Genomic DNA, 21,940 nt, shown 5'->3' with positions numbered 1-21,940 from the left:
GTTTTCATGCGTCCGATTGAGCAAATCTTTCAGGGCGGCCCACCGATGCTCAACACCTCCAGCTGTTTGCGCGGTCTCGCCGCGGCTTGCGATGCTGTCCCTTTTGGAGATGCGTGCGTCGCCATCGATCGATCGCGTGTGAACGCCACAAGCTGACGCGGGCCGTCATTCACCATGTGCGCACGATACAGATGAGGCGCGCACTGACCAGCATGATCGTTAACGGGCGTGTCGGAGCCGTGCGCTCAGATCGGCGATCCAGCGCCGGATTGGGCCTGATGCAGCTTGTGGGGGTACGCGATCGTGAGGCGCCTGCGGCAAGTCGACGCCGCCCACAAGTTGGCCCAGGGTTTCCAAGACCATGCGTCGCAGTTCGAGGCGGTGGCCGCTGATCTTCTCAAAAGCGATTGCGGCTCGATTGGCCAGCAGTGAGTGGCCACCAAGATCAAAAAAATTATCGCTTCGGCCGACCACGTCGCAGCCAATCAGCTCACGCCAGATGTGCGCCAACGCATGTTCAGCAGGTGTCATCCCCGCCCGGTCATCACGCGCCAAAACAGCGCCCTGCTCCCGTGGCATCGGCAAAGCGTGCCGGTTGATCTTGCCATTGGGGAGCAGGGGCAGGTGCTCCAAAACCACGAAGTGTTGAGGCAGCATATACGTCGGCAGCGCGGCCCGCAGATGTTCCCGCAATGCATGCAGGTCGAGCGCGGTACCTTTGGGCACTGTGTACGCCACCAGACGGCGATCCCCCGGTGTGTCTTCCCGCACAAGCACCACGGCCTGCTTGACCTCCGGATGAGCCTTCAACCGGGACTCGATCTCGCCGAGTTCAATTCGATAGCCTCGCACCTTGACCTGAAAGTCCAGTCGGCCCTGATGCTCAAGCACGCCGTCATGGCGCCAGCGACCGCGATCGCCGGTCTTGTACAGGCGAGCACCAGCGGAGGTGCAAAAGGGATCAGGGATGAAGCGCTCGGCTGTGAGTTCCGGCTGATGCAAATAGCCGATGGCCAGCCCATCGCCACCAATGTGAATTTCGCCGCCAAACCCGACCGGGCAGGGTTGGCCCTGTGCATCGAGGACATGGACTTGCGTGTTGGCAATGGGTCTGCCGATCGAAATCGGCGAAGGTTGCGGTTGAACCTTGGAGCAGGTGGACCAGACCGTGGTCTCGGTCGGCCCATACATATTCCACAGCTCACCGGTCCGCGCCAGCAGCGCCTGCGCCAAATCGGCGCTTAGTGTCTCGCCGCCGACAAGTGCCTTGAAGTCGGGGCTGCCTTCCCATCCTGCCTCGATCAGCAGGTTCCAAGTCGATGGGGTGGCCTGCATGACCGTGCCGCCCGAGCCCTCAAGCAATGCGCGCAACGCATTACCGTCAGCCGCCTGTTCCCGCGTCGCCAGGATGATGGTGCCTCCCACGGCCAGGGGCAAGAGGAGTTCAAGCACTGAAATGTCGAAGCTGATCGTGGTGACAGCCACAAGCCGGTCATTGGCCGACAGTCCTGGCTCGCGCTGCATGGAAGACAGGAAGTTGACCACTGCGCGATGCGGTACAGCGACGCCTTTGGGTTTTCCTGTGGAGCCGGAGGTGTAGATGACATAGGCCGGATCTTCCGCATGCGCGTCGCGTTCTGGATCCGGAGGCGCTGGCATTGCAGCCGGTTGCGCGACTGCCCTGTGCTCGGCATCGAGCAAGAGACACGGCACCCCCAGGCCCTCCCAAACCGCGAGCCGAGACGGCTCTGTGATCAGCAGGCAAAGGCGGGCGTCTTCAGCCATCTCATGCAATCGCTGAGCAGGGTAGGTCGGATCGAGTGGCACGTAGGCCGCACCCGCCTGGAGCACCGCCAATTGCGCCACCACCATGCCTGCGCCGCGATCAACGCTCAGGCCGACAAGACGGCCGCGGTGGATGCCACGCTGGCGAAGGGTTTCGGTGAGCCAATCCACCTCCCGCCATAACTCCGCATGGCTCAAGCCCGCGCCATCTGCAGCCAGGATTGCGGGTGTCGCACGCTTGCGCTGTGCAGCCAGAAGGCCCGTCACGGTCAAGTCGGAGGGGTAGGGCAGTGCAGTGCGATTCCAGGTATCGAGGCTTGCGCGATCGACCGGCGTCGTCAGGCGCAGATCCTTGAGCGCGCGGTCAGGGTCCTGCATGGCCTCGCCCACAAGAAGGAGGAAGCTTTCGAGCAATCCTCGCATCGCCTTCTCAACGAATAATTCGGTCGAGTAGCTGAGAATCAGCGCATGTTCGCCCGTAAGAGCGACATGCAAGGAAAGATCGAACTGCGCTGCTCCAAGCGAAAGCGGCAGATAGTCAACCTGCAGGCCTTCCAACTGAACGGTCTTGCGGGGCGTGTTGAGCACATTGAATAGAACCCGCAGCTCAGCCGCGTTGGCTCCCGCGCCTCGCTCACGCAGCCGCTCGACAAGGTAGTCATAAGGCAGATCCTGATTGGCGAAGGCGCCGAGTGTCATGCCGCGGACCTGTTGCAGCAGATCGCGAAAGCGCATGTCAGGGCGAACGTCGCTGCGCATTGCCAGGGTATTGACCAAGGAGCCCACGACAGTTTCTGCGTCGACCTGCGTGCGATTGGCCACTGGCACGCCGATCGTAATGTCGTTCTGCCCGCACCAACGCGAAAGCAGGCATTGAAAGGCGGCGAGGAGTGTCATGAACGGTGTGACACCCTGTGCGGCGCTGAATTGCTGGACGCTGCGAAGCCAGTGGTCGTCAAAGTGCTGCCGCAGTCGCGCGCCACGACTGCTTTGGCGTTGGACGACTGGGGTATCCGTGGGCAGATTCAGGGGGCTCATCCCATCGAGCTGCTGCATCCAGTAGCCCGCGTGCCGGGCCAGGCGGGCGCGATCAATGCGCTGGCGTTGCCAGGCTGCGTAGTCGTAAAAGTCAATGGGCTTGGGCGGCAATGCTGCCGTGAGGCCTTGGTGGTGGGCACGGTACAGGGCGCTCAACTCGTCGAGGACGATACCCCAAGACCAGTCGTCGCCAACGATGTGGTGCATCACCATGATCAAGGCATGATGCTGGGGTTCAAGTCGTGCCAGGATGAACCGACAAAGTGGGCTGTGGCTCAAGTCAAAAGGTGCTGCGGCGAGCTGGATGACATCGTGTTCAAACACCGTGTTGCGCTCGTGCGCTGCGATTGTTTGCATGTCCAGTTCAAGCAATGGGACGGACGCAGACGGGTTGACCACGGCAACCGGCTCGCTCTCTCCAAAGACAAAGCCCGTGCGGAAAGCTTCGTGACGCGCCACCAGTGCATTGAGCGCTGCGTGCAGTGCGGATCGATCCAGGGTGCCGCGCAGTCGCAATGCCACGCGCATGTTGTAGGCCGCACCTTCCGGATCCATTTGGTGCAACGTCCACATGCGGCGCTGAGAGAACGACACCTGCAAAGGCCCCGACCGAGGCACCGGCATGATTGGGTCGAGGGGTCCGACCTGCTCGGCGCTGTTCAGCATGGACTGCAGGGTCTGCGCCAGCTCGGCCAAGGTCGGTTGGTCGAACAAGACCCGCAAAGGCATGTCCACGCCAAAGACGGCCCGGATCTGCGACATGACTCGCGTGGCGCTCAGCGAATCGCCGCCTAAATCAAAAAAATTTTCCCGCACGCCGATGCGCTGCCGAAGCAGCACCGCCTGCCAGATTTCGAGCAGACCCGATTCCAGACCCGAACGTGGCGCAACAAAGTCCCCTGTGAAAGTGTCGTGCGCAGCCGGAAGATTGTTGCGGTCGACCTTGCCATTGGGCAAGACCGGTAGCGCTTCGAGCACCACGTACGCCTGCGGAACCATATGCTCGGGAAGCTGCTCCTTGAGCGCCTTGCGCAGTGCCTGGATGTCAGGCTGATCCGCCGCGATATAGGCCGTGAGTTTTTTGCTCTCTGGGCTAGCGCCCTGCAAGGTCACCGCACTCATGCGCACACATGGAAGGGCGTTGAGAACAGCCTCGATTTCACCAAGTTCAATGCGAAATCCGCGCAGTTTCACCTGGTGATCGGCGCGGCCGATGAATTCCATCAGTCCATCGCCAAGCCAGCGCACAAAGTCCCCGGTACGGTACATGCGCTCGCCCGAACGGAAGGGGTTGGGGAGAAAGCGCTCGGCGGTGCGGTCTGGCTGGTTCAAGTAGCCACGCCCGACTCCAGCGCCTCCAATGTAGAGCTCACCGGCTACGCCAATCGGCTGCAACTCCTGGTACGCGTCCAGCACGAAGAGCGCCACATTCGCCGCTGGACGGCCGATGGGAATGCTCAAGCGGTCCGGCAAGGGGGCGTGGATTTCCAGCCAGGCGCTGATGTCGGTCGCTTCGCTTGGGCCGTAGAAGTTCCCGAACCTCACGCCGGGAAGTACCTCAAGAAATTGCTGAGCCAACGCGCAATCAAGCGCTTCGCCGCCGCTGAGCACATAGCGCAGGCTGTTGCACTGCCGGGCATGCGGCTCGGCAAGCATGGTGCGCAACGCGGATGGGACGAATTGCATGATCGAGACGTTTTGCTGCTGCACGATCAGCAGGAGGCGGGATACATCGCGTTGTGCACCGGGTTCGGCAAACACGATTTGTGCCCCGCAAATGAGCGGAGACAGAAATTCCCAGATCGAAGCGTCAAAGCTGATGGTCGTTTTCTGCAGAATCCGGTCGGCTGCAGTCAGGTTCAACGCATCGTTGAGCCACAACAAGTGATTGGCCAGGCCGCCGTGCAGAACCTGGGCGCCCTTGGGCTTCCCGGTTGAGCCGGATGTGTAAATGACATAGGCAAGATGCTCCGGTCTTGTGTCCGTCTCAACTGCCAAACCAAAGCCGCTCGGAACGCGCCCCCCATCGTCGGGCATGACCACCAGGTCCACATCGCTGGCGATCGAGCCCAGTGTGGCCACGAGATGTGGCTGTGTGAGGATTACGCGCGGCTTCGCATCGCGCACCATGACCTTCACGCGCTCGGGCGGGTACTCAGGATCCAGCGGCATGAAAGCGCCACCTGCCTTGAGTATGGCCAGCATCGCGACAGCCAGCGCGAAGCTTCGGTGCATGAAGAGACCAACGATGATCTCCGGACCCACGCCTCTCATGATGAGTTGATGGGCCCAATAGTCGGACAACGCATCAAGTTGACCGTACGTCATCTGGGCCTGCGCCAGGCGCAGAGCGACTGCATGCGGTGTGCTGCGAGCTTGTGCGCGAAACAGCGTGTGTACCGGTTGAGCATCGTGGGCGGCAGGCACACCGGCACCCCACTGCGTCAGTAACTGCGCGCGCTCGGCGTGGTCAAGAAGCGACAAACGGTCAACGGGTGTGTGAGGGTCGGCGAGAATCGCGCAGAGCAGCTGGCGGAAGTGCCTTGCCATACGCTCGATCGTTGCCCACTCAAATAGGTCGGTGCGAAACTCGAATCGGGCGCCGAGTCCATCCTCCACATCGGTCAAGCCCAGCGAAAGGTCGAATTTGGCCGTTTTGGCATGCAGCGCCAAGCGCTCCGTTTTCACGCCCGCGAGCTCGAGCGTGCGGTCGGAAAAGCGTTCCAGCGCAAAGGCGATCTGATAAAGCGGGTTGCGACTGCCTTCGCGCTGCGGGCGAAGATCCGCCACGAGGCGATCAAAGGGCAGGCCGGCGTGCGCCAGTGCGTCGATGACCGTCGTGCGTGTGCGTTGCAGCAGTTCGATGAAGTCCGGCGATCCATCCAGCCTGCCGCGCATGACAACAGTGTTGACGAAATAGCCAATGACATTGGCCAGGCGGTCATCGTCGCGTCCGGCGACCGGGACCCCCACGGGAATGTCGCTTTGTCCGCTGTAACGCATCAACAGAACCTGGAATGCAGCAAGCAGCGCCGTAAACATCGTCGTGCCGTGCTGCTGGGCAAGTGCACGCATGCCAGCCCTGATGGAGCCGTCAATGTGAAAGGCCAAAGTCCGACCGGCAAAACCCGTCTGCGGCCTCCGTGGCTTGTCCGTGGGCAGATCGAGGTTGGGCAGATCACGGAGCTGGAGTCGCCAATAATCCGCGTCGGGATGACCCGTTGCACCTTCGTAGCGCTGGCGTTGGTGCGCGGCGTAGGCGGCGAAGCTCAGGGGTATATCGGGGCGTGCCGCTGGTTCGCCGTCTTGCCTGTACAGCGCACCCAATTCACGGTTGATAATGCTCATCGACCATCCATCGGACACGATGTGGTGGATGGCCAGAATCAAAAGGTGATGGTCTGGCGAGATCTGCAGCAGCGCTGCACGCAGCAGCGGGGCGTGCGCGAGGTCAAAGGGTTGCGCCAGAAGCTCGTCGATGCGCTGATCCAGCGCCGTGCCTTGTGCGTCGTCTGGCGATACGACCCAGCGTTGAAGTTGAAAGAGCGGGACAACGCTCGGCGCTGGCATCACCCGTCGCATGGGCCCGGTTGCGGAAGATTCGATGCACGTGCGCAGCGCCGCATGGCGGCTGATGAGCGCCCGAAAACTGCGCTCCAGTCGCTCGACGTTCAGGGGTCCGAGAAGCCTCGTGACCGCGCCGACGTTGTAGAGCGATTCGCCTCCGTCAAATTGACGAAGCACCCACAAAGCCTCCTGCGCGTATGACAAGCGTAAGAGGGCTGGCGCTGGGCCCGCCAGGCCGGGGGTTTCGTCCGCGAATCCGGCAAGGCGCTTGTCGAGCAGCCTTTGTGCCAAAAGCCGTCGCCGCGCCTCAAGCAAGGGCGCACTGGTTTCAGGGGCGGCACCCGTGAACGGTGACGTGTTCATGATGGACATGCCTGGAAATGATGATCAATCAGTTGAAGAAGACCGGGCGGGAACACAGCGGCCCAAACGGGGGAGCGGGATGGCAGCGCACGAGTCCAGCCATCACGGGGCTCAGGATGCATGAGACGATAGCTGCGGTACACGATCCTGTTCATGGCGTTGAGGTCGCTGTTGGCTTCGCCAGCCGGCGAGGCAGGCTTTCGGAGCGATCTATTGCGCCTGATTGCGTCGAAGCCACAGATTGAGGAAATCCGCTGTGGCGACAATCTGCGCGATGTCGCTGGTTGATCTCGGTCACCGCACCCCGACGGTCTGTAACAGTGGGCAACCCACCAGCGCCCGTTATTCATCTGGTGACCAGCACATTCGGTAGAAATGGGCTGGCGCCGGAGTCCGATTGGCCAAACCATGGGCTCCGCAATCCCGGCTCCTACGGCTGCTGGCGCAGAAGCTGTTGCACCTCTTCATCGGTCAGGCCATTGACCTCGTCCAGGATGGCTGCCAACCCCTCGTCCTGAGCGCTTCGCGCCGCGGACAGGGCTGTTGCCAGTTGTGCCGGCGTTGGGTGATGAAACAGCGTTGTGGCTGGCATGGTGGTCGAAAACCGGGCATTGACCTTGTGCATCAGGCGCATCCCCTGTAGAGAGTCACCACCGCGGCCGAAGAAATTGTCATGGCGGCCGATGGCGGTGCACTGGAGCGTTTGCTCAAAGAGGGTCGCAAGGTCGGCTTCAAGTCCAGCCCGGGGCGCTTCGAACGCAACGCGCAGCATCGCGGCGAAGTGCGATGGCAATGCAGCACGTTGCATCTTGCCTGTCGGCCCCTTTGGAATGGCGGAAACCACAAGGATGCGCGAGGGCACTTTGTGTTCAGCCATCCGACCAAAGGCATAGGCGCGTAGCGTTTGTTCGTCGACTGTGCTTTGGAGTCGCGGGACGACGGCGGCGGCCAGATCCTCGCCCAGGGTGGGATGCGGAACCGCGAAAGCGACTGCTTGCATCACTTCGGGGTGCTCGAGAAGAACCTCGTCGACCTCGCGTGGCGACACCTTTTCGCCGCCCCGATTCACGATATCCTTGAGCCGGTCCGTGATGACCAGATAGCCGTCGGCATCAAACCGGCCTTGGTCGCCGGTGCGGAACCACCCCTCAACGAAAGCCCTGTCATTGGCACCTGGGTTGCGTTCATAGCCCGCTGTCACGCCGGGCCCACGCACCACGATTTCTCCAAGTTCACCGGACACGACAAGGCTGCCCTCGGCATCCATGATCGCAATCTGTGTTCCGGTTGGAAGGCCCACGGCGCCAGGCTTGCGCATTGCGGGTGGCAGCGGGTTGCTGGCAAGCTGGTGCGATGCTTCGGTCATGCCATAAGCCTCGATGACGGGCGCTTCGAATAGAGCCTGCAGCGCGTCAAAGGTTCGCGGTGGAAGGCTCGCTGACGACGAGCGCACGAAACGCAATCGGGGCATCGTGCCTGGATTGGTGGCGCCAGCTTGCGCGATGATGGTTTGATGAATGGTTGGAACCGCGCTGTACCAACTGGGCGCAAACGCATGCATCCATGGGAAGAATGCCTCCGGCTCAAACCCGGACGTACACACCACGCTGGCGCCCGCACTGAGCGAGGCAAGAAGGACACCGACGAGACCATGGATATGGAAAAGCGGCATGACATTCAAGCAGCGGTCAGCCGGCGTCAATTGCAGCCAAGAGGCGATCGTGAATGCCGAAGCTGCGAGGTTCGCCTGGCTCAGTGGAACAATTTTCGGTCGCCCAGTGGTGCCGCTCGTGTGCAAAATGAGGGCCACATCTTCAGATCGCACGGGCCGAGCGCTTGCCGCGCCAGGCAGCGCCGCCATGCCTGCCCGCGAAACCGTGGTGAATTGCCCCGCAACCGTTGCCGGGTCGATCTCGATGACCGAAAGCCCGAGGTCCCGGGCGACCGATCGCACGGCGCTGTCCACGCCACGCTCAACGATCACAGCTTGCGCCTTCGTATCGTCGAGATAGAAGCGAAATTCCTCAGCCTGGTAGGCAGGGTTCAGCGGTGCGCAGGCGCAGCAGCTCAAGACACTGAGGCAAGCCAGTGCCATGTGGGGTCCGTTGGGCAGGACCAGCGCGATACGGCTTTCTGGAGCCGCCCCGAAATCATGCAAAAAACGGGCATTGGCATGGATCTGCTCAAGCAGCCCGGCATAGTCCAAAGACTCGGAACCCGGCGCGAGCAGGGCCAAACCACTCAAGGTGGCGCGCTTTGCCGCGATTTCCAGCAGGGCGGGCAATGTTCGTGGTTCGTGTTGCGAATCAAAGACATTCATGTCACTTTCCACAGATCAGAAACGATAGCGAGCGGCCGTCGAGTCCATGGGCTACCCTTGCACCAAGCTTAATCACTATAGGCATGCGCCAGATCTCGCACAGCCCCGGGGATACGGGGCCTGTTCCCCGGGGCAGCTCGGACGATGGCGGGACTTGCCCGATGGGCACTGTAGGCAGCGTCATGCGCGCGGGCCTCCTACCAAATAATGGCGACCAGACCCCAAGGGGGCGCGCTGGGTCGATTGGCTCGACAATGCGGGCTTGGCATTCAGATTCCAGCGTTTTCCTTGTGTTTCCCCATGGTTCGACTTGTCGACTTTGATTTCGAGCTTCCTCCCGGGCTGATCGCCCAGCACCCAGCTGCCGAGCGCAGCGCCAGCCGTCTGCTCGATGCCCGCAGCGCAGTGTTGACGGATCGCCTGTTTCGTGAACTGCCCGAACTGCTGCAGCCCGGTGACCTGCTGGTGTTCAATGACACCAAGGTCATCAAGGCACGCCTGTTTGGCAGCAAGCCGAGTGGCGGGGCGGTGGAGCTTCTTGTCGAGAGAGTCGAGTCTGAAGGTGAAGTGATCGCTCACATGCGCGTGAGCAAAAAGCCGGCTCCAGGAACGGTGCTGCGCATGCAAGGCGGCTTTGAGGCCGAGGTGCTCGGGCGCTGGCCGGATGCGCAGGGCGCCTTGTTCCGGCTGCGGTTTTCCGGGGATCCCCACGCGCTGATGGAGGCACACGGGCATGTGCCGTTGCCACCCTACATTCGCCACGCAGATGATGCCGACGACGCGCGTCGCTACCAGACGGTGTTCGCGCGAGCGCCGGGCTCGGTGGCGGCGCCGACTGCGGCACTGCATTTCGATGAAGCGCTGTTGGAGGCGCTCGAAGCGCGGGGCGTGAAGCGGGCGCATGTCACCCTGCATGTTGGTGCCGGGACCTTTCAGCCGGTGAAGGTGGACGACATCGCGCTGCACCGCATGCACAGCGAACGCTACACCGTGCCTGGCTCCACGCTGCAGGCCATTGCCCATACCCGCGCCGCCGGTGGGCGCATCGTCGCCGTGGGCACCACGACCGTGCGCACACTCGAGACCGCAGCGCGCCTGGCACAACTCGAGCCAGCGGGGGATGGGACGTGGCCAACGCTGCAAGGCGAGACGGACATTTTCATCACCCCGGGCCACCGTTTCGCCTGGATTGACCTGCTGATCACGAACTTTCATCTGCCGCGTTCGACCCTGCTCATGCTTGTCGCCGCCTTTGCCGGGCTCGAGCGCATCCAGGCGGCCTATGCGCATGCCGTGCGCGAGCGGTACCGGTTTTTCAGCTATGGGGACGCCATGCTGCTGCAGCGCGGTTGAGCAAAGTGCATCGTGGCAAGCAGCGCCGCGCCATCGACATTGGGATGGAGGAGGATGCGCCTCACGGCAAGGCGCCGATCAGTCGCAAGGTGCCCACAGCGCCGTCGCGGGAGCGTTGACCGTCCCGTCCTGCCTCGTGTGAGTGCCAATCCCGGTTGACAATAGCGCTGATGGTCGATCATGCGGCATGGGTGGTGGCTGCGGCTCGTATTCGCGAGCGCGCCCTGCGCCACCCATGCGCGATCCGCGAAGGCATGCATGCGTGCCTTGAGGCCCTTGCCAGCCTGGAGGTCTATTCGCCCACCGGGCCGCCACCAACACCTGGTCCCACGATGCATACGGGCAATCGAACAGCGTCAATTATGGCGCGCCTTGATTGCGCTAGACGTCGAAATACCTGCGTTGATCAGGTCCGTGACAAGGCCATGTTTGGAATTGACTTGGTTGATGCCGTCTATTGAACCTGTATGCAGGGGCGGGACACGCCCGGATCGTCCGTGGCGTGCGTGGTGCCGTCATGTGGCGAGCAGCAGGAAACCACCGAAGCGACTCAGGGGTTGCGCAATGCCACACCTGAGGGCCGCGGGAATCGCCCTCCTTGCCGGGCAAGCGGCGGCATTCTGAAACAATGGGCCCATGTTCGAATTTGCAATTCACCGTACTCAGGGCCATGCCCGCCGTGGTCTGCTCACGCTCAACCACGGCGCCGTCGATACGCCGCAGTTCATGCCGGTCGGAACCTACGGCACGGTCAAGGGCATCACGCCTGACGGGCTGAAGGCCGTTGGTGCGCAGATCATCCTCGGGAACACTTTTCACCTCTGGTTGCGTCCCGGGCTGGATGTGGTTAGGCATTTCGGCGGGCTGCATCGTCTTATTGGTTGGGACAAACCCATCCTCACTGACAGTGGAGGGTTCCAAGTGTGGAGCCTTGGGGCGATGCGCAAAATCAACGAGGAGGGGGTTCGATTTGCCTCGCCGGTCAATGGCGACAAACTCTTCCTCACCCCCGAGGTGAGCATGCAAATCCAGACGGTGCTGAATTCCGACATCGTCATGCAGTTTGACGAATGCACGCCATATGACGTCATTCGCCGCGGCGAAACCCATATCACGACGGAGGCCGAGGCACGGGCATCCATGGAACTTTCACTGCGGTGGGCGGCGCGCTGCAAGACCGAGTTTGCACGGCTGGAAAACCCCAACGCCTTATTTGGCATCGTGCAAGGTGGCATGTTCGAGCCGCTACGCGATGCATCGCTGGAGGGCCTGATCGCCCTTGATCTGCCCGGCTATGCCATTGGCGGTCTGAGTGTGGGCGAACCCAAGGAGGACATGCTGCGCCTGTTGCGCCACACCGCGCCGCGCCTGCCCGCGCACAAGCCGCGGTATCTGATGGGAGTGGGCACGCCGGAGGATCTGGTCGAGGGTGTTGCCGCCGGCATTGACTTGTTCGACTGCGTCATGCCCACGCGCAACGCCCGCAACGGTCACCTGTTCACCCGTTTCGGGGATCTGCGCATCCGCAATGCCCGCTTCAAGTTCGATGAGCGTCCCATCGATGAAACCTGTGCCTGCGCCACCTGTAAGCAGTTTTCGCGCGCGTACCTTCATCATCTCGATCGCTGCGGCGAAATGCTGTTCAGCATGCTTGCCACCACACACAACCTGCACTATTACTTGCAGGTCATGCGAGCCATGCGGCAGGCGCTTGACGCCGGCAGCTTCGATGCCTTTACACAGCAGTTTCACGCCGAGCGTGCGCGCGGCGTCGGTTGAACGATGCATTCAGGTGGCCATTGCCCGCCCACGGATCCAAGCGAGGAAGTGTCGTCCGTACAGCGGTTGGCGCCACAGCAAAAAGGCCGTGGCCAGGACATTGAGCAGGGCCACGCTCAGCAGCAGCATGGGCACCCCGACACCGGCGGCAAGCAGCGCAGCGCAATAGCCCGAGCACACGATCATGTACAGGGCATTGATGATGTTGTTTGCCGCAATCACGCGCGAGCGATGGGTGATGGGGGTATGCATCTGAATCAGTGCGTACAGTGGAACGCTGTAAATGCCGGCGCTGGCGGAAAGTAAGAACAAATCAAGCATCACGCGCCAATGCGCCTGGTCTCGCACGAAAGCCGCGGCGCCCTGCAGTGTCACGATGTGGGGAAGACCACGCGTAGAAAGATACAGATCCACTCCGAAAGCTGTCATGCCTAGAGCCCCCAGGGGCACCAGGCCAATTTCCACGCGCCCACGTGCCAGCCACTCGCAGGCCAGTGACCCGAAGCCGATGCCAATCGAAAACACGACAAGCAATAAGGAGGCCACCGCTTCGTTGCCGCCTAGAACATGTTTGGCGAACACGGGAAACTGGGTAAGAAAGGCCACGCCGTAGAACCACATCCAGGAGATGGCCAGCAGGGCCTGGAGGACTGTGCGGTCGGTGGCGGCCAGCTTGAGATTGCGCGCTGTCTCGGTCAATGGGTTCCAGTTGATGCGCAGCGAGGGTTCCACCGGTGGAGTGGGGGGAATGAACCGTGCCACGGCCCAGCCCACAAGTGCCACGGCGAGGCAGGCGGCGCCAGCCAACAGCGGTCCCTGCTCGAAGGCCATGAGCAGGCCGCCTGCGAGATTGCCGAGGAGGATGGCAACGAACGTGCCCATTTCCGTCATGCCATTGCCCCCTGTGAGTTCGGCCGCATTCAAGTGCTGGGGCAGATAGGCGTATTTCGCTGGACCGAAAAGCGTTGAATGCAGACCCATGCCGAAAGCGCAGGCGAGCAGCGCGGGTACGTTGCCAGCCATGAAACCCCACGCTGCGAGCAGCATGATTGCAATCTCCAATGCCTTGACCTTGCGCATCAGGGAGGCCTTGTCGAACTTGTCGGCCAGTTGGCCGCTGGTGGCCGAGAAGAGCACGAAGGGCAGGATGTACAGGGCAGCAATGAGGTTGACCATCAAGCCGGCCGACAAGGCGGATGCAGCCTCGGCGCGGTAGGTCACCATCACCGTGAACCCGAATTTGAAGAGGTTATCGTTGCCGGCACCCGAAAACTGGGTCCAGAAAAACGGGGCGAAGCGGCGCTGGCCGAGCAGGGCGAACTGGTTGGGGCGGGCGGTGTCGGGTGCGGGCATGGGTCGTGTTGGAGAAGCGTGCAGCGTGCATCATTGCACAAGCCGCGCGATGGCGGTCCTCTCCTCGGGCACGGGCGAGGCAGCGGGCCAGGCGGCGTCATAAACTTCGCCCATGCTCGCCACACGAAACCCAATCACGGACTCTGAGGCACCGCCGGTGCTCAACGTCTCGGCCTACAAGTTCGTCGCTCTTGACGACTTGCCGGCTCTGCGCGAGCGTATCGCGCAACGGTGCAACGCGCTGCAACTCAGGGGAACCGTATTGCTCGCCTCCGAGGGCATCAACCTGTTCCTGGCGGGCGGAAGTGCGTCCGTGCGCGCGATGGTCGCCGAGCTGCGCGCCGATGCGCGCTTCGCCGATCTGACGCCCAAGGAGTCGTGGTCCGCGGCCCCGCCGTTTCGCCGAATGAAGGTGAAGATCAAGCGCGAGATCATCACCCTGAACCGTCCGCAGATCCGCCCGGCATCCAGCCATCGCGCGCCCGCCGTGGCACCCGAGACCCTGAAGCGCTGGTTAGGCGCGGGGCAGGACGATGAGGGGCGCCCAGTGGTGATGCTCGACACGCGAAATGCCTTTGAACGCGACCTCGGCGGGTTTGACGCTTGCGTGGATTTCCGCATTCATCGCTTCAGCGACTTCGCCCCGGCAGTGGAGGCGCAGGCGGAGCGTTTCGCCGGTCACACCGTGGTGACCTACTGCACGGGCGGCATCCGTTGCGAGAAGGCAGCCTTGCTGATGCAGGAAGCGGGTTTCGAGCGCGTCTACCAGCTCGATGGCGGCATTCTCAAGTATTTCGAGCAAGTCGGTGCTGCGCACTACACCGGTGGCTGTTTCGTGTTCGATGCGCGCGAAGTGCTGGATGCGAGCCTCTCCCCGACGTCCTCGCCATCGGCAACAGCGCTCGATGAGCTTGCAACCAATTCTTAAGAAAAGCGATGTCGAATTTCACACGCGTTCCTTCGGGTTGGGTGATCCACGCCATGCGCTTTGTGCTCGCACTGTGCCTGGTCGGAGGCACGGCGGCGTGCTGGGCCCAGAGCATGACCCTTGCCAGCGACTGGAAGACCATCGACGACAAGACCGGAAAGCCCAAGGCGCTGATCCGCATCGTCGAACAAGCGGACGGCAGTTACAGCGGCACGGTGATCAAGGCGCTGGTGCCCGGTGCCGACCCCAACCGCGTATGCACCGCGTGCCGCGGTGCGCTCAAAGACCAGAAAATCATCGGCATGACCATCCTCACCGGCTTGCGCAAGGACGGCACGGGAAGCTACGGCGGCGGCGAGATCGTCGATCCCGACAACGGCAAGACGTATCACTGCAAGGCTTGGTTGATCGAGGTTGGTGCGCGCCTCAAGGTGCGCGGCTATATCGGGATTCCGCTGCTCGGTCGCACGCAGACCTGGGTAAGGGAAAAAGAAGCACCCTAGAGGCCACGCCGCGCGAGATAAATGCCGGCGAGCAAAAGTCCGGCACCCACGAGCTGCCATGCGCCCAGCCCCTCGCCGAGCAAAAGCCACGCATACACGGCCGAGGTCGCCGGTTGAACCAGCAGCCCGATCGACGACAGGGCGGGGCTCAGGTGCTTGACGGCGTAGGCGATGACCACCTGCCCGCCGATTTGCACCACAAGCGCAAGTAGAACAAGCCAAACCCAGCCGATTGGCGCGGTGGGCCACAGGCGTGCTTCAGCCAGTGCGAAGGGCCACAGCGCCAGCGCGGCGCCAGCCGTCACCCAAGCCATCAGATGCAGGGTGTCCAGCTTTTGCCGGGCCTGCTGCACGCCGATCTGATAACCCGCGTAGAACACGGCCGAGAATATGCCGCACACATCACCAAGCAGGGCGCGGCTGTGGTCAAAATGTGGCCCGATCATCAGCAGGGCGCCGGCGAGCGAGGCGGCCAGACCCAGCAAGAACAGGCCCCGTGGCGCCACCCGCGTGATCGTCCAGAATGCCAGGGTGATGACGATCGGTGCGAGGTTGGACTCCATCGTCGCGTTCGCCACTGTGCTCCAGAAAAGGCCAAGGTGAAACAGGATGAGGTCGCCGGCGAACATGACCGCGGCGAAGGCGAGCAGCCAGCCCTGAGGCCAGCTGGCGAGCGGTTGCGGCGGCCCGCCACGAGCGCTCAATGCGATGCGCGGCGCACTCCCGCTAACAGGCTGCGCGGCAACCGTCTGCGCGTGCGGCAGTGCCTCCGCCTGCAAGCGCTTCCGCCGCGCACTCCGTGAAGCCGAAAGCGCCCAGCCAACGAGCACCGGCGTGGCCAGCGCCATGCGCCAGAAGGCACTGCCGAACGGCCCGACGCCCACATGGCCGGCCAAGCGCACCAGCACGCCAACCAGCCCCAGCACCGCGCCACCGAGCAACAGAATGATGAAGTCCATCCGGCGATTGTGCTGGAGGGCGCGATTTCATGCCGACGAATCCCGCTCTGCTCCGGGCGCCAGCCGTGAGGCGGCGGCTGCGTGCGAACGGGAGCTCGATGCGGTTCATGGCAAAGCATGGTCGGCAGCAACGAGCCTATAGATACGGCCCACAAATAGATTGAACTTATTGAGTTTTTCCGCATCTCAGATTCATGGAAAAAGACGATGCAAGAAAACTCAGCCCAGCCGAGCAGCACGAGCGGCGCCGGCAAGTCATCCGCGCGCACAAACGAGGGCGAACGCGCACGCAGATTGCCCAGGAGATCGGGTTGAGCTACACGGCAGTGAGCAAGACGATCGCGCGCTTTGAATCGCAGGGATTGGCGGGTCTGGCGCCGCACACACGCGGTCGGCGCAGTGGCGAAGACCGCGCCCTGTCGATGGAGCAGGAACAAGCCATACAGCGCCTCATCTGCGACCACCGCCCGGAGCAGTTGAAGATGGACTTCGCACTATGGAGCCGAGCCGCCGTCATGCAGTTGATCGAGCGCGAATACGGCATCAAGCTGCATGTGCGCTCAGTGGGCAAATACCTGGCGCGCTGGGGCTTCACGCCGCAAAAGCCGATCAAGCGGACCTATGAACAGTCACCTGCAGCGGTCAAGGAATGGCTGGACACGCAGTACCCGCAGATTGCGCAGCGCGCCAAGGCCGAGGGCGCAGAGATTCACTGGGGCGACGAGACGGCGCTGGTCAACACCGATGTGCGGGGCCGCAGCTTTGCGCCCAAGGGGCAGACGCCGGTGGCCATGGCGGTGGGCGGCACACGTCAAAAGCTCTCCATGATTGCCACCGTCACCAACCAGGGCAAGGCGCGCTGGATGATCATCGACGGCGCGTTCAACCATGAGCGGTTGATCGAGTTCTTCGAGTCCCTGGTCAAAGACACGGGCAAGAAGATCTTCCTGATTCTGGACAACCTGGGGGTGCATCATTGCAAGCCGGTGAAGGCGTGGCTGGCGCAGCACGCCGAGCAGATGGAGGTGTTCTATCTGCCCAGCTACAGCCCTGAGCTCAATCCGGAGGAGCGCCTGAACGCGGACCTCAAGCATGTGATCCGAACCAAGGTTCCAGTGAGAACCAAGGCGAAGTTGCAGGCCGCCGCCGTTGAGCACATGACCGCCCTGACCAACAAGCCCGAGCGTGTCAAAACCTTCTTTCAAGATCCGTTTGTCAAATACGCCGCATGACACTGTTTGAGGGCCGAATCAATAAGCCGGTGCAACGCCGGTCTATGCCCCAGCGGAGATTCTCGACAACGATGGGTGCGCCGTTCTACCCTGTTGGCGTGGCTCGATGGCTGACTGGAGACCCACCATGCTCGCGAGATCGCAAAGGCTCGATTTCCACCTCGGCGCGGCGCCGTACGATGCAGCACTGCGGCTGTTTTTTGCGCTGTGGCCGCCGCCGGCACTGCGCGCAAAGATTGCGCAGCACGCATTGCTGTGGCGTTTTGCACCGCCTGCGAGATCAACTGTTCCGGACAAACTGCATCTCACTGTGCTCTTTATGGATGGCGTGCCCAAGGCGCGCCTGCAGGATGTGATGGCTTTTGGCGCCAGAATCGCTTGCGAAGCGCAGCCTTTCAGATTGCAGCTGGATCATGCTGAGATCTGGCCGCAAGGCGGTATTGCCCATCTTGCTCCAAGCCATGTGCCCGGGGAACTTACAGCGTTGCGCGTGGCGCTGGCGCGGGAGGCGCAGAAGGCAGGCGTCCCCTGCGACGTGCGCCCCTTCAAGCCTCACGTAACTTTGGCGCGCGCCGCCCAAGCCAGCCTCCCCCCGGAATGCTTTGCACCGATTCTCTGGCACGCGGCGGATCTTTGTCTCGTCCGGTCCGTGCTCGGTACAGGCCGCTATGCGGTGTTGGCCCGCTGGATACTGTAAGCCTTGTCAATCAAGCACGTTTCGAACCCGCCTACCAGGCTGTTGGCTGGCCGGCTTTGGGTGAAGCGTGCTGCTGGCTCGCCTTAGCATTCGGTATTCCCAGCCTTCAATGCCTGGGGCGCCGACAGGGGCACGAGCGAACCTATTCGCGAGACATGCCCATGGGGCTGCCCCGCATGCACAGTTAACGCTAGACCGTGCCTAGACGGCCATTTTCATCACCCCGGGCCACCGTTTCGCCTGGATTGACCTGCTGATTACGAATTCCCATTTGCCGCGTTCAACTCTGCTCATGCTGGTTGCCGTCTTTGCCGTGCTCGACGCATTCAGGCGGCCTATGCGTGCGCAAGTCGTGCGCGAGCGCTACCGGTTCTTCAGCTACGGCCATGCCATGCTGCTGGCGCGGGTTAGTCAGTTCGCACCGCTAGAGTGCGGCCCCCCAGTCGCAGAAGGGCTTGCCACCTGGAGGAAATCGCACCTCTGAGGCGCCAGCATGGAGCCGCGTTCTCCCTTGACTTAGGGGTGCGCAAATGCTGGGGCATTGGGTATCTTGCGCCCGTGGTCTATTGCCTTTCAAGGAGCCGACCCGATCCTTGCCTTTCAATCCGCGTCCTTAACATTTGGGCAGCCTCAACGTTCGGAGAACGCCCGCCGCGGGAGCGGGATTATGTACATGACGAAAGTAGAGAGCAGGCTCAAGCAGTCAATCCAAAATGTTGCCCTCACAACGGGTCTTTCCGCTTGGTTGGCGAAGCGACGCCCTGTGCGCCGGGTGATCATGCTGCATGGCGTGGGAGGAAGAGATCTGCGAGCTTCTGATTTCAGGCGTGCGATGGCCTGGTTGAAGCAGAACTTCCGCATCCAATCGCTGGACTCAATGGTGCGCGCTTTGGCCGCAGGCACACCGCCGAGTTTTGAAGGAGATGTGGCGATAACCTTTGATGATGGCTTGCGTAATCAAATACAAATAGCCTATCCAATATTGCAGGAATTCAATATTCCAGCCACCTTCTTCGTCTGCCCCGAACTGATCAGTGGGAATCAGTGGCTTTGGAATCATGAAGCAAGAGCCCGCTTGCACCGACTTTCCTCCCAGCAATGTGAGGAATGGGCACTTGCCAACGGCGCGCCTTCTTCAGAAGTCGAACGCATCATCGATTGGATGAAAACTCTGCCAATTCAGGTTCGCGAAGTGACCGCGGCAAATTTACGGGATTCAACAACGTCCTTCAATCCGACTCCAGAAGAGCGGGAGGCCTATGATCTGCTGACTTGGGGTGAGATTGCAGTGCTGGACCGTAAATTGATTACCATCGGTTCGCATACTTTGTCGCACCCAATCTTGCCCACTCTGACCGATGCCCAAATTCAGCATGAATTGCAGGCCAGCAAAGATATTTTGGCGTGGAGGCTAGATCGCGACATCGATCTCTTCTGTTACCCCAACGGTTCGACCGACGCGCGTGTACGTGAAGTTGTTGAACAGGTATATCGAGCAGCCGTGACGACAGAGGAAGGTTTTGTCGTGGAAGATACAAATCCCTTTGCGATGCCGCGGATACCGATTTCTGCGAGCCTTCCTTTGTTCGCCTGGCGTCAATATCGACCCTCAGCCTGACATGCGACGGAGCGCGTGGCTTGAGGCCAGAATGCCGCACATATGGAATTCGTAGGCCAAAATTTATGTTAATCGAATGTTTGACAACAATCGAACAGTTTGATTCTCTGCTCGAACAGTGGCGCGAGCTTGAAAAGGCCTCGCCGGACACAAGCATTTTCATGACCTGGGACTGGCAACGCCTGTGGTGGAAGCATTACGGGACAGGACGAGAGCTACGTATTCTGTTGGCCAAAGAAGAGGGGAAAACGATAGGGATTTTTCCTCTTTATCAGGAAACACATTGGCTACGCGGGTTATGGCGTGTACGCAAATTAAGGCAAATTGGCGCTGGGGGAGACACCGCGCCAGATGATCTCAATCCGATGCTGCTTGACGGGTCGCGCGATTCCGTGGCCAAGGCCTTTGCCGACCACATCATTGATGAGATCGCTGGCTGGGATCTGTTGGATCTTGTTGACCTCCAACCGGATGCGCCCTTCACAAAGGCACTGATTTGTGCCTACAAGAATCGGCCTTCCATGTTGAACGTCGGCGAACCATCGAGCATTACATATGGAAAATTGCCCGCGACGTGGGATGAGTTTCTGGCAAATTTAGGCTATCACAGGCGTGCCGCGTTACGTCGCTTGCGACGCAAATTCGAGCAACAAACAGGTTCCACGTTTATCGTTTGGGCGGATCCATCTGAAATTGATGCGGCTTTTGAGCGCCTCGCGTCTCTGCACAGACTCCGTTGGGAAGGGCGCACCGATCACCCGAGTTTCAATTCCCCTCAATACCTCGGCTTTCACAGGGAATTGATGCACGCATTGTTGGCCTTGGGGCGCCTCAGGTTAGCCGAGCTTCAAATTGGCGGACGAAGCATCGCCATGCTCTATGGCTATAGACTGGGGAACACATTTTACTATTTTCAGAGCGGATTCGATCCATCTATGGCAGCGTGGAGTCCTGGCGAGTTGGTGGTCGGCTACTCTATCCAGCAAGCGATTGAAGAGGGCTGCGAGATTTTCGACATGCTTAAGGGCGATTACCATCATAAGCGCCACTATTTACGGCTCACGCGTAACACGGTCTGGGTCAGGGCATACCGACGAAGGCCTACGGCAGCACTTTATAGGCTGAAGGCGTGGCTAACTTCCGTTTCCCTCGGCATCCGGCGCAAGGGGAAAAGGCCGTATTCCGATCAGCGTGATGGTACGGACAAGCTTCCCTCGTCGCATCAAAGTGGGAAGGTTATGCCATCATGCCTAACAGTCTAAACCTCGACGAAACCACCGTTAGCGTGGTCATACCAGCATATAACGCGCGGGAGACGATCGCCGAGACCCTCGCTAGCGTCTTTGGACAGACACACCGACGACTGGACATTGTGGTTGTGGATGACGGATCGACCGATGGGACCTGGGAGGTTCTACAGAGTTTCGGTTCGGCAATTCGACCGATTCGGCAGCCAAATTCGGGAATTGCCGTGGCCCGCAACAGGGGAGTTGAGGCTGCATGGGGAGAGTTCATCGCCCTGCTCGACGCGGACGATATCTGCGAGCCAGAACGTATCGCAGTGCAATTAAAATACCTCAAATCGAATCCAGATATTTTACTGTGCAGTTCCGATTTCAGTGGATTTGACGAACGCGGGATGCTTGGCGCTTCATATTGTGGCGAGTATTATACCCGATGTAGCGCTGCTCATGGGGGGGCAAGTGCACGGTATTCGGTGCATGAGATGATTGATATCGGTAGCTGTTTTGAGCCACAAATATCACAGCCCATGCAGGTGCAAACCATGCGCGGCGCCGTATATGAAGATCTCGCTTTAGGGAATTTTATCCATCCGCCGACCGTCATGTTTCCTCGCGCTACATTGAAGCGGGCAGGGTATTTTGATCCACAGGTCAAAATTGTGTGCGAGTGGGAATGGTTCGTGCGAGTCGCGCGTTTAGGTCCTGTTGGCTATATTGATCGCCCCTTGCTGAAGTACCGTCTATCGGCATCTCAAATATCAGCGAAGCCAAAGACCGCTGTCGATTCATTGCGTGTGGCAGAGATGATCCACGCGCGTGATCCCAAGCTGCGCGAGGGCGCACCGGGCAAAGTGCGTCGCCATCTTGGCGCGCTGACCCTCAGCGCTGCATACGCTTTATCAGACGAGGATCGCGTGGCTGCTTTGAAGCTTCTGCTTGTAAGCGGGTTTTTCTACAGGGTATTCACGCGCAAAACGTTACGTGTGTTAATCCGAATTGTGCTACCGACCGGGCTTCTCAATAAGGCACGTCATTTGCGCGCAGGCTGGGGCGGCCTAGGGTGATCGCGTGATGGTAGTTGCATATGTGGCATTGAAGTGGCATGGCGTGTTTGATCACGAAGGGGGCGTCGTGAATTGGGAGCCGTGCGGATTTAAGATTCAAGACCTCGGCCTAGCGAATTCGAGTAGGACGCACGCCA

At 60.9% G+C, this 21,940-nt stretch carries 13 protein-coding genes and 1 pseudogene; 10 read left to right on the top strand and 4 right to left on the bottom strand.

Annotation, left to right across the window (positions count from 1 at the left end; all coding sequences use genetic code 11):
- Nucleotides 1–219 precede the first annotated feature (219 nt).
- Entirely contained in the window at nt 220–6,753 is a 6,534-nt protein-coding gene (locus CD04_RS0118045; protein WP_197033159.1) for a non-ribosomal peptide synthetase, read from the bottom strand.
- A 430-nt stretch (nt 6,754–7,183) separates the two neighbouring features.
- On the bottom strand, nt 7,184–9,073 hold the full coding sequence (locus CD04_RS0118035; RefSeq protein ID WP_038168549.1) for an AMP-binding protein: 1,890 nt from the start codon (nt 9,071–9,073) through the stop codon (nt 7,184–7,186).
- A 300-nt stretch (nt 9,074–9,373) separates the two neighbouring features.
- Here CD04_RS0118035 and queA point away from each other — a divergent pair, with 300 nt between their 5' ends.
- Both queA and tgt read left to right on the top strand, forming a co-directional pair.
- Nucleotides 9,374–10,426: a tRNA preQ1(34) S-adenosylmethionine ribosyltransferase-isomerase QueA gene (gene queA, locus CD04_RS0118030; protein ID WP_031409311.1), complete on the top strand. Its 1,053-nt coding sequence runs from the start codon at nt 9,374–9,376 to the stop codon at nt 10,424–10,426.
- 636 nt (nt 10,427–11,062) lie between these two features.
- Nucleotides 11,063–12,205 carry a tRNA guanosine(34) transglycosylase Tgt gene (tgt, locus tag CD04_RS0118015; RefSeq protein WP_031409306.1) on the top strand — a complete coding sequence of 381 codons (1,143 nt, stop codon included), beginning with the start codon at nt 11,063–11,065 and terminating at the stop codon, nt 12,203–12,205.
- Nucleotides 12,206–12,214: 9 nt separating this feature from the next.
- Here the strand turns inward: tgt and CD04_RS0118010 are convergent, their stop codons facing one another.
- A complete protein-coding gene (locus CD04_RS0118010) occupies nt 12,215–13,558 on the bottom strand; it encodes an MFS transporter (RefSeq protein WP_031409304.1) in 1,344 nt (447 codons plus the stop codon).
- Nucleotides 13,559–13,670: 112 nt separating this feature from the next.
- Between CD04_RS0118010 and CD04_RS0118000 the strand changes: the two genes are divergently transcribed.
- Together CD04_RS0118000 and CD04_RS0117995 are read left to right on the top strand one after the other, a co-directional pair.
- On the top strand, nt 13,671–14,486 hold the full coding sequence (locus tag CD04_RS0118000; RefSeq protein ID WP_051849400.1) for a sulfurtransferase: 816 nt from the start codon (nt 13,671–13,673) through the stop codon (nt 14,484–14,486).
- 8 nt (nt 14,487–14,494) lie between these two features.
- Nucleotides 14,495–14,989 carry a DUF2147 domain-containing protein gene (locus CD04_RS0117995; RefSeq protein WP_231480688.1) on the top strand — a complete coding sequence of 165 codons (495 nt, stop codon included), beginning with the start codon at nt 14,495–14,497 and terminating at the stop codon, nt 14,987–14,989.
- Here CD04_RS0117995 and CD04_RS0117990 read toward each other — a convergent pair.
- Nucleotides 14,986–15,948, bottom strand: a complete 963-nt coding sequence (locus CD04_RS0117990) for a DMT family transporter (RefSeq protein WP_031409299.1) — start codon at nt 15,946–15,948, stop codon at nt 14,986–14,988. The genes CD04_RS0117995 and CD04_RS0117990 overlap by 4 nt on opposite strands.
- A 194-nt stretch (nt 15,949–16,142) precedes the next feature.
- Between CD04_RS0117990 and CD04_RS0117985 the strand changes: the two genes are divergently transcribed.
- From CD04_RS0117985 to CD04_RS0117960, 6 genes and pseudogenes are all read left to right on the top strand, one after another.
- On the top strand, nt 16,143–17,180 hold the full coding sequence (locus CD04_RS0117985; protein WP_031409297.1) for an IS630 family transposase: 1,038 nt from the start codon (nt 16,143–16,145) through the stop codon (nt 17,178–17,180).
- A gap of 127 nt (nt 17,181–17,307) precedes the next feature.
- Nucleotides 17,308–17,877: an RNA 2',3'-cyclic phosphodiesterase gene (gene thpR / locus CD04_RS22215; protein WP_051849516.1), complete on the top strand. Its 570-nt coding sequence runs from the start codon at nt 17,308–17,310 to the stop codon at nt 17,875–17,877.
- Nucleotides 17,878–18,082: 205 nt separating this feature from the next.
- Nucleotides 18,083–18,361, top strand: a pseudogene (locus CD04_RS0117975) (S-adenosylmethionine:tRNA ribosyltransferase-isomerase); the annotation flags it as partial.
- 183 nt (nt 18,362–18,544) lie between these two features.
- Nucleotides 18,545–19,495, top strand: a complete 951-nt coding sequence (locus CD04_RS0117970) for a polysaccharide deacetylase family protein (RefSeq protein WP_031409292.1) — start codon at nt 18,545–18,547, stop codon at nt 19,493–19,495.
- Between the two features lie 80 nt (nt 19,496–19,575).
- The gene (locus CD04_RS0117965) at nt 19,576–20,757 is read left to right on the top strand and encodes a GNAT family N-acetyltransferase (protein WP_197033158.1); all 1,182 of its coding nucleotides are present in this window, start codon (nt 19,576–19,578) and stop codon (nt 20,755–20,757) included.
- Nucleotides 20,742–21,803, top strand: a complete 1,062-nt coding sequence (locus CD04_RS0117960) for a glycosyltransferase family 2 protein (RefSeq protein ID WP_031409290.1) — start codon at nt 20,742–20,744, stop codon at nt 21,801–21,803. The genes CD04_RS0117965 and CD04_RS0117960 overlap by 16 nt, the downstream gene beginning before the upstream one ends.
- The last annotated feature ends 137 nt before the right edge of the window (nt 21,804–21,940 follow it).

It is taken from the genome of Thiomonas sp. FB-Cd (genome assembly GCF_000733775.1).
Classification (GTDB): domain Bacteria; phylum Pseudomonadota; class Gammaproteobacteria; order Burkholderiales; family Burkholderiaceae_C; genus Thiomonas_A.
This window is presented reverse-complemented; position numbering and strand designations above follow the sequence as displayed.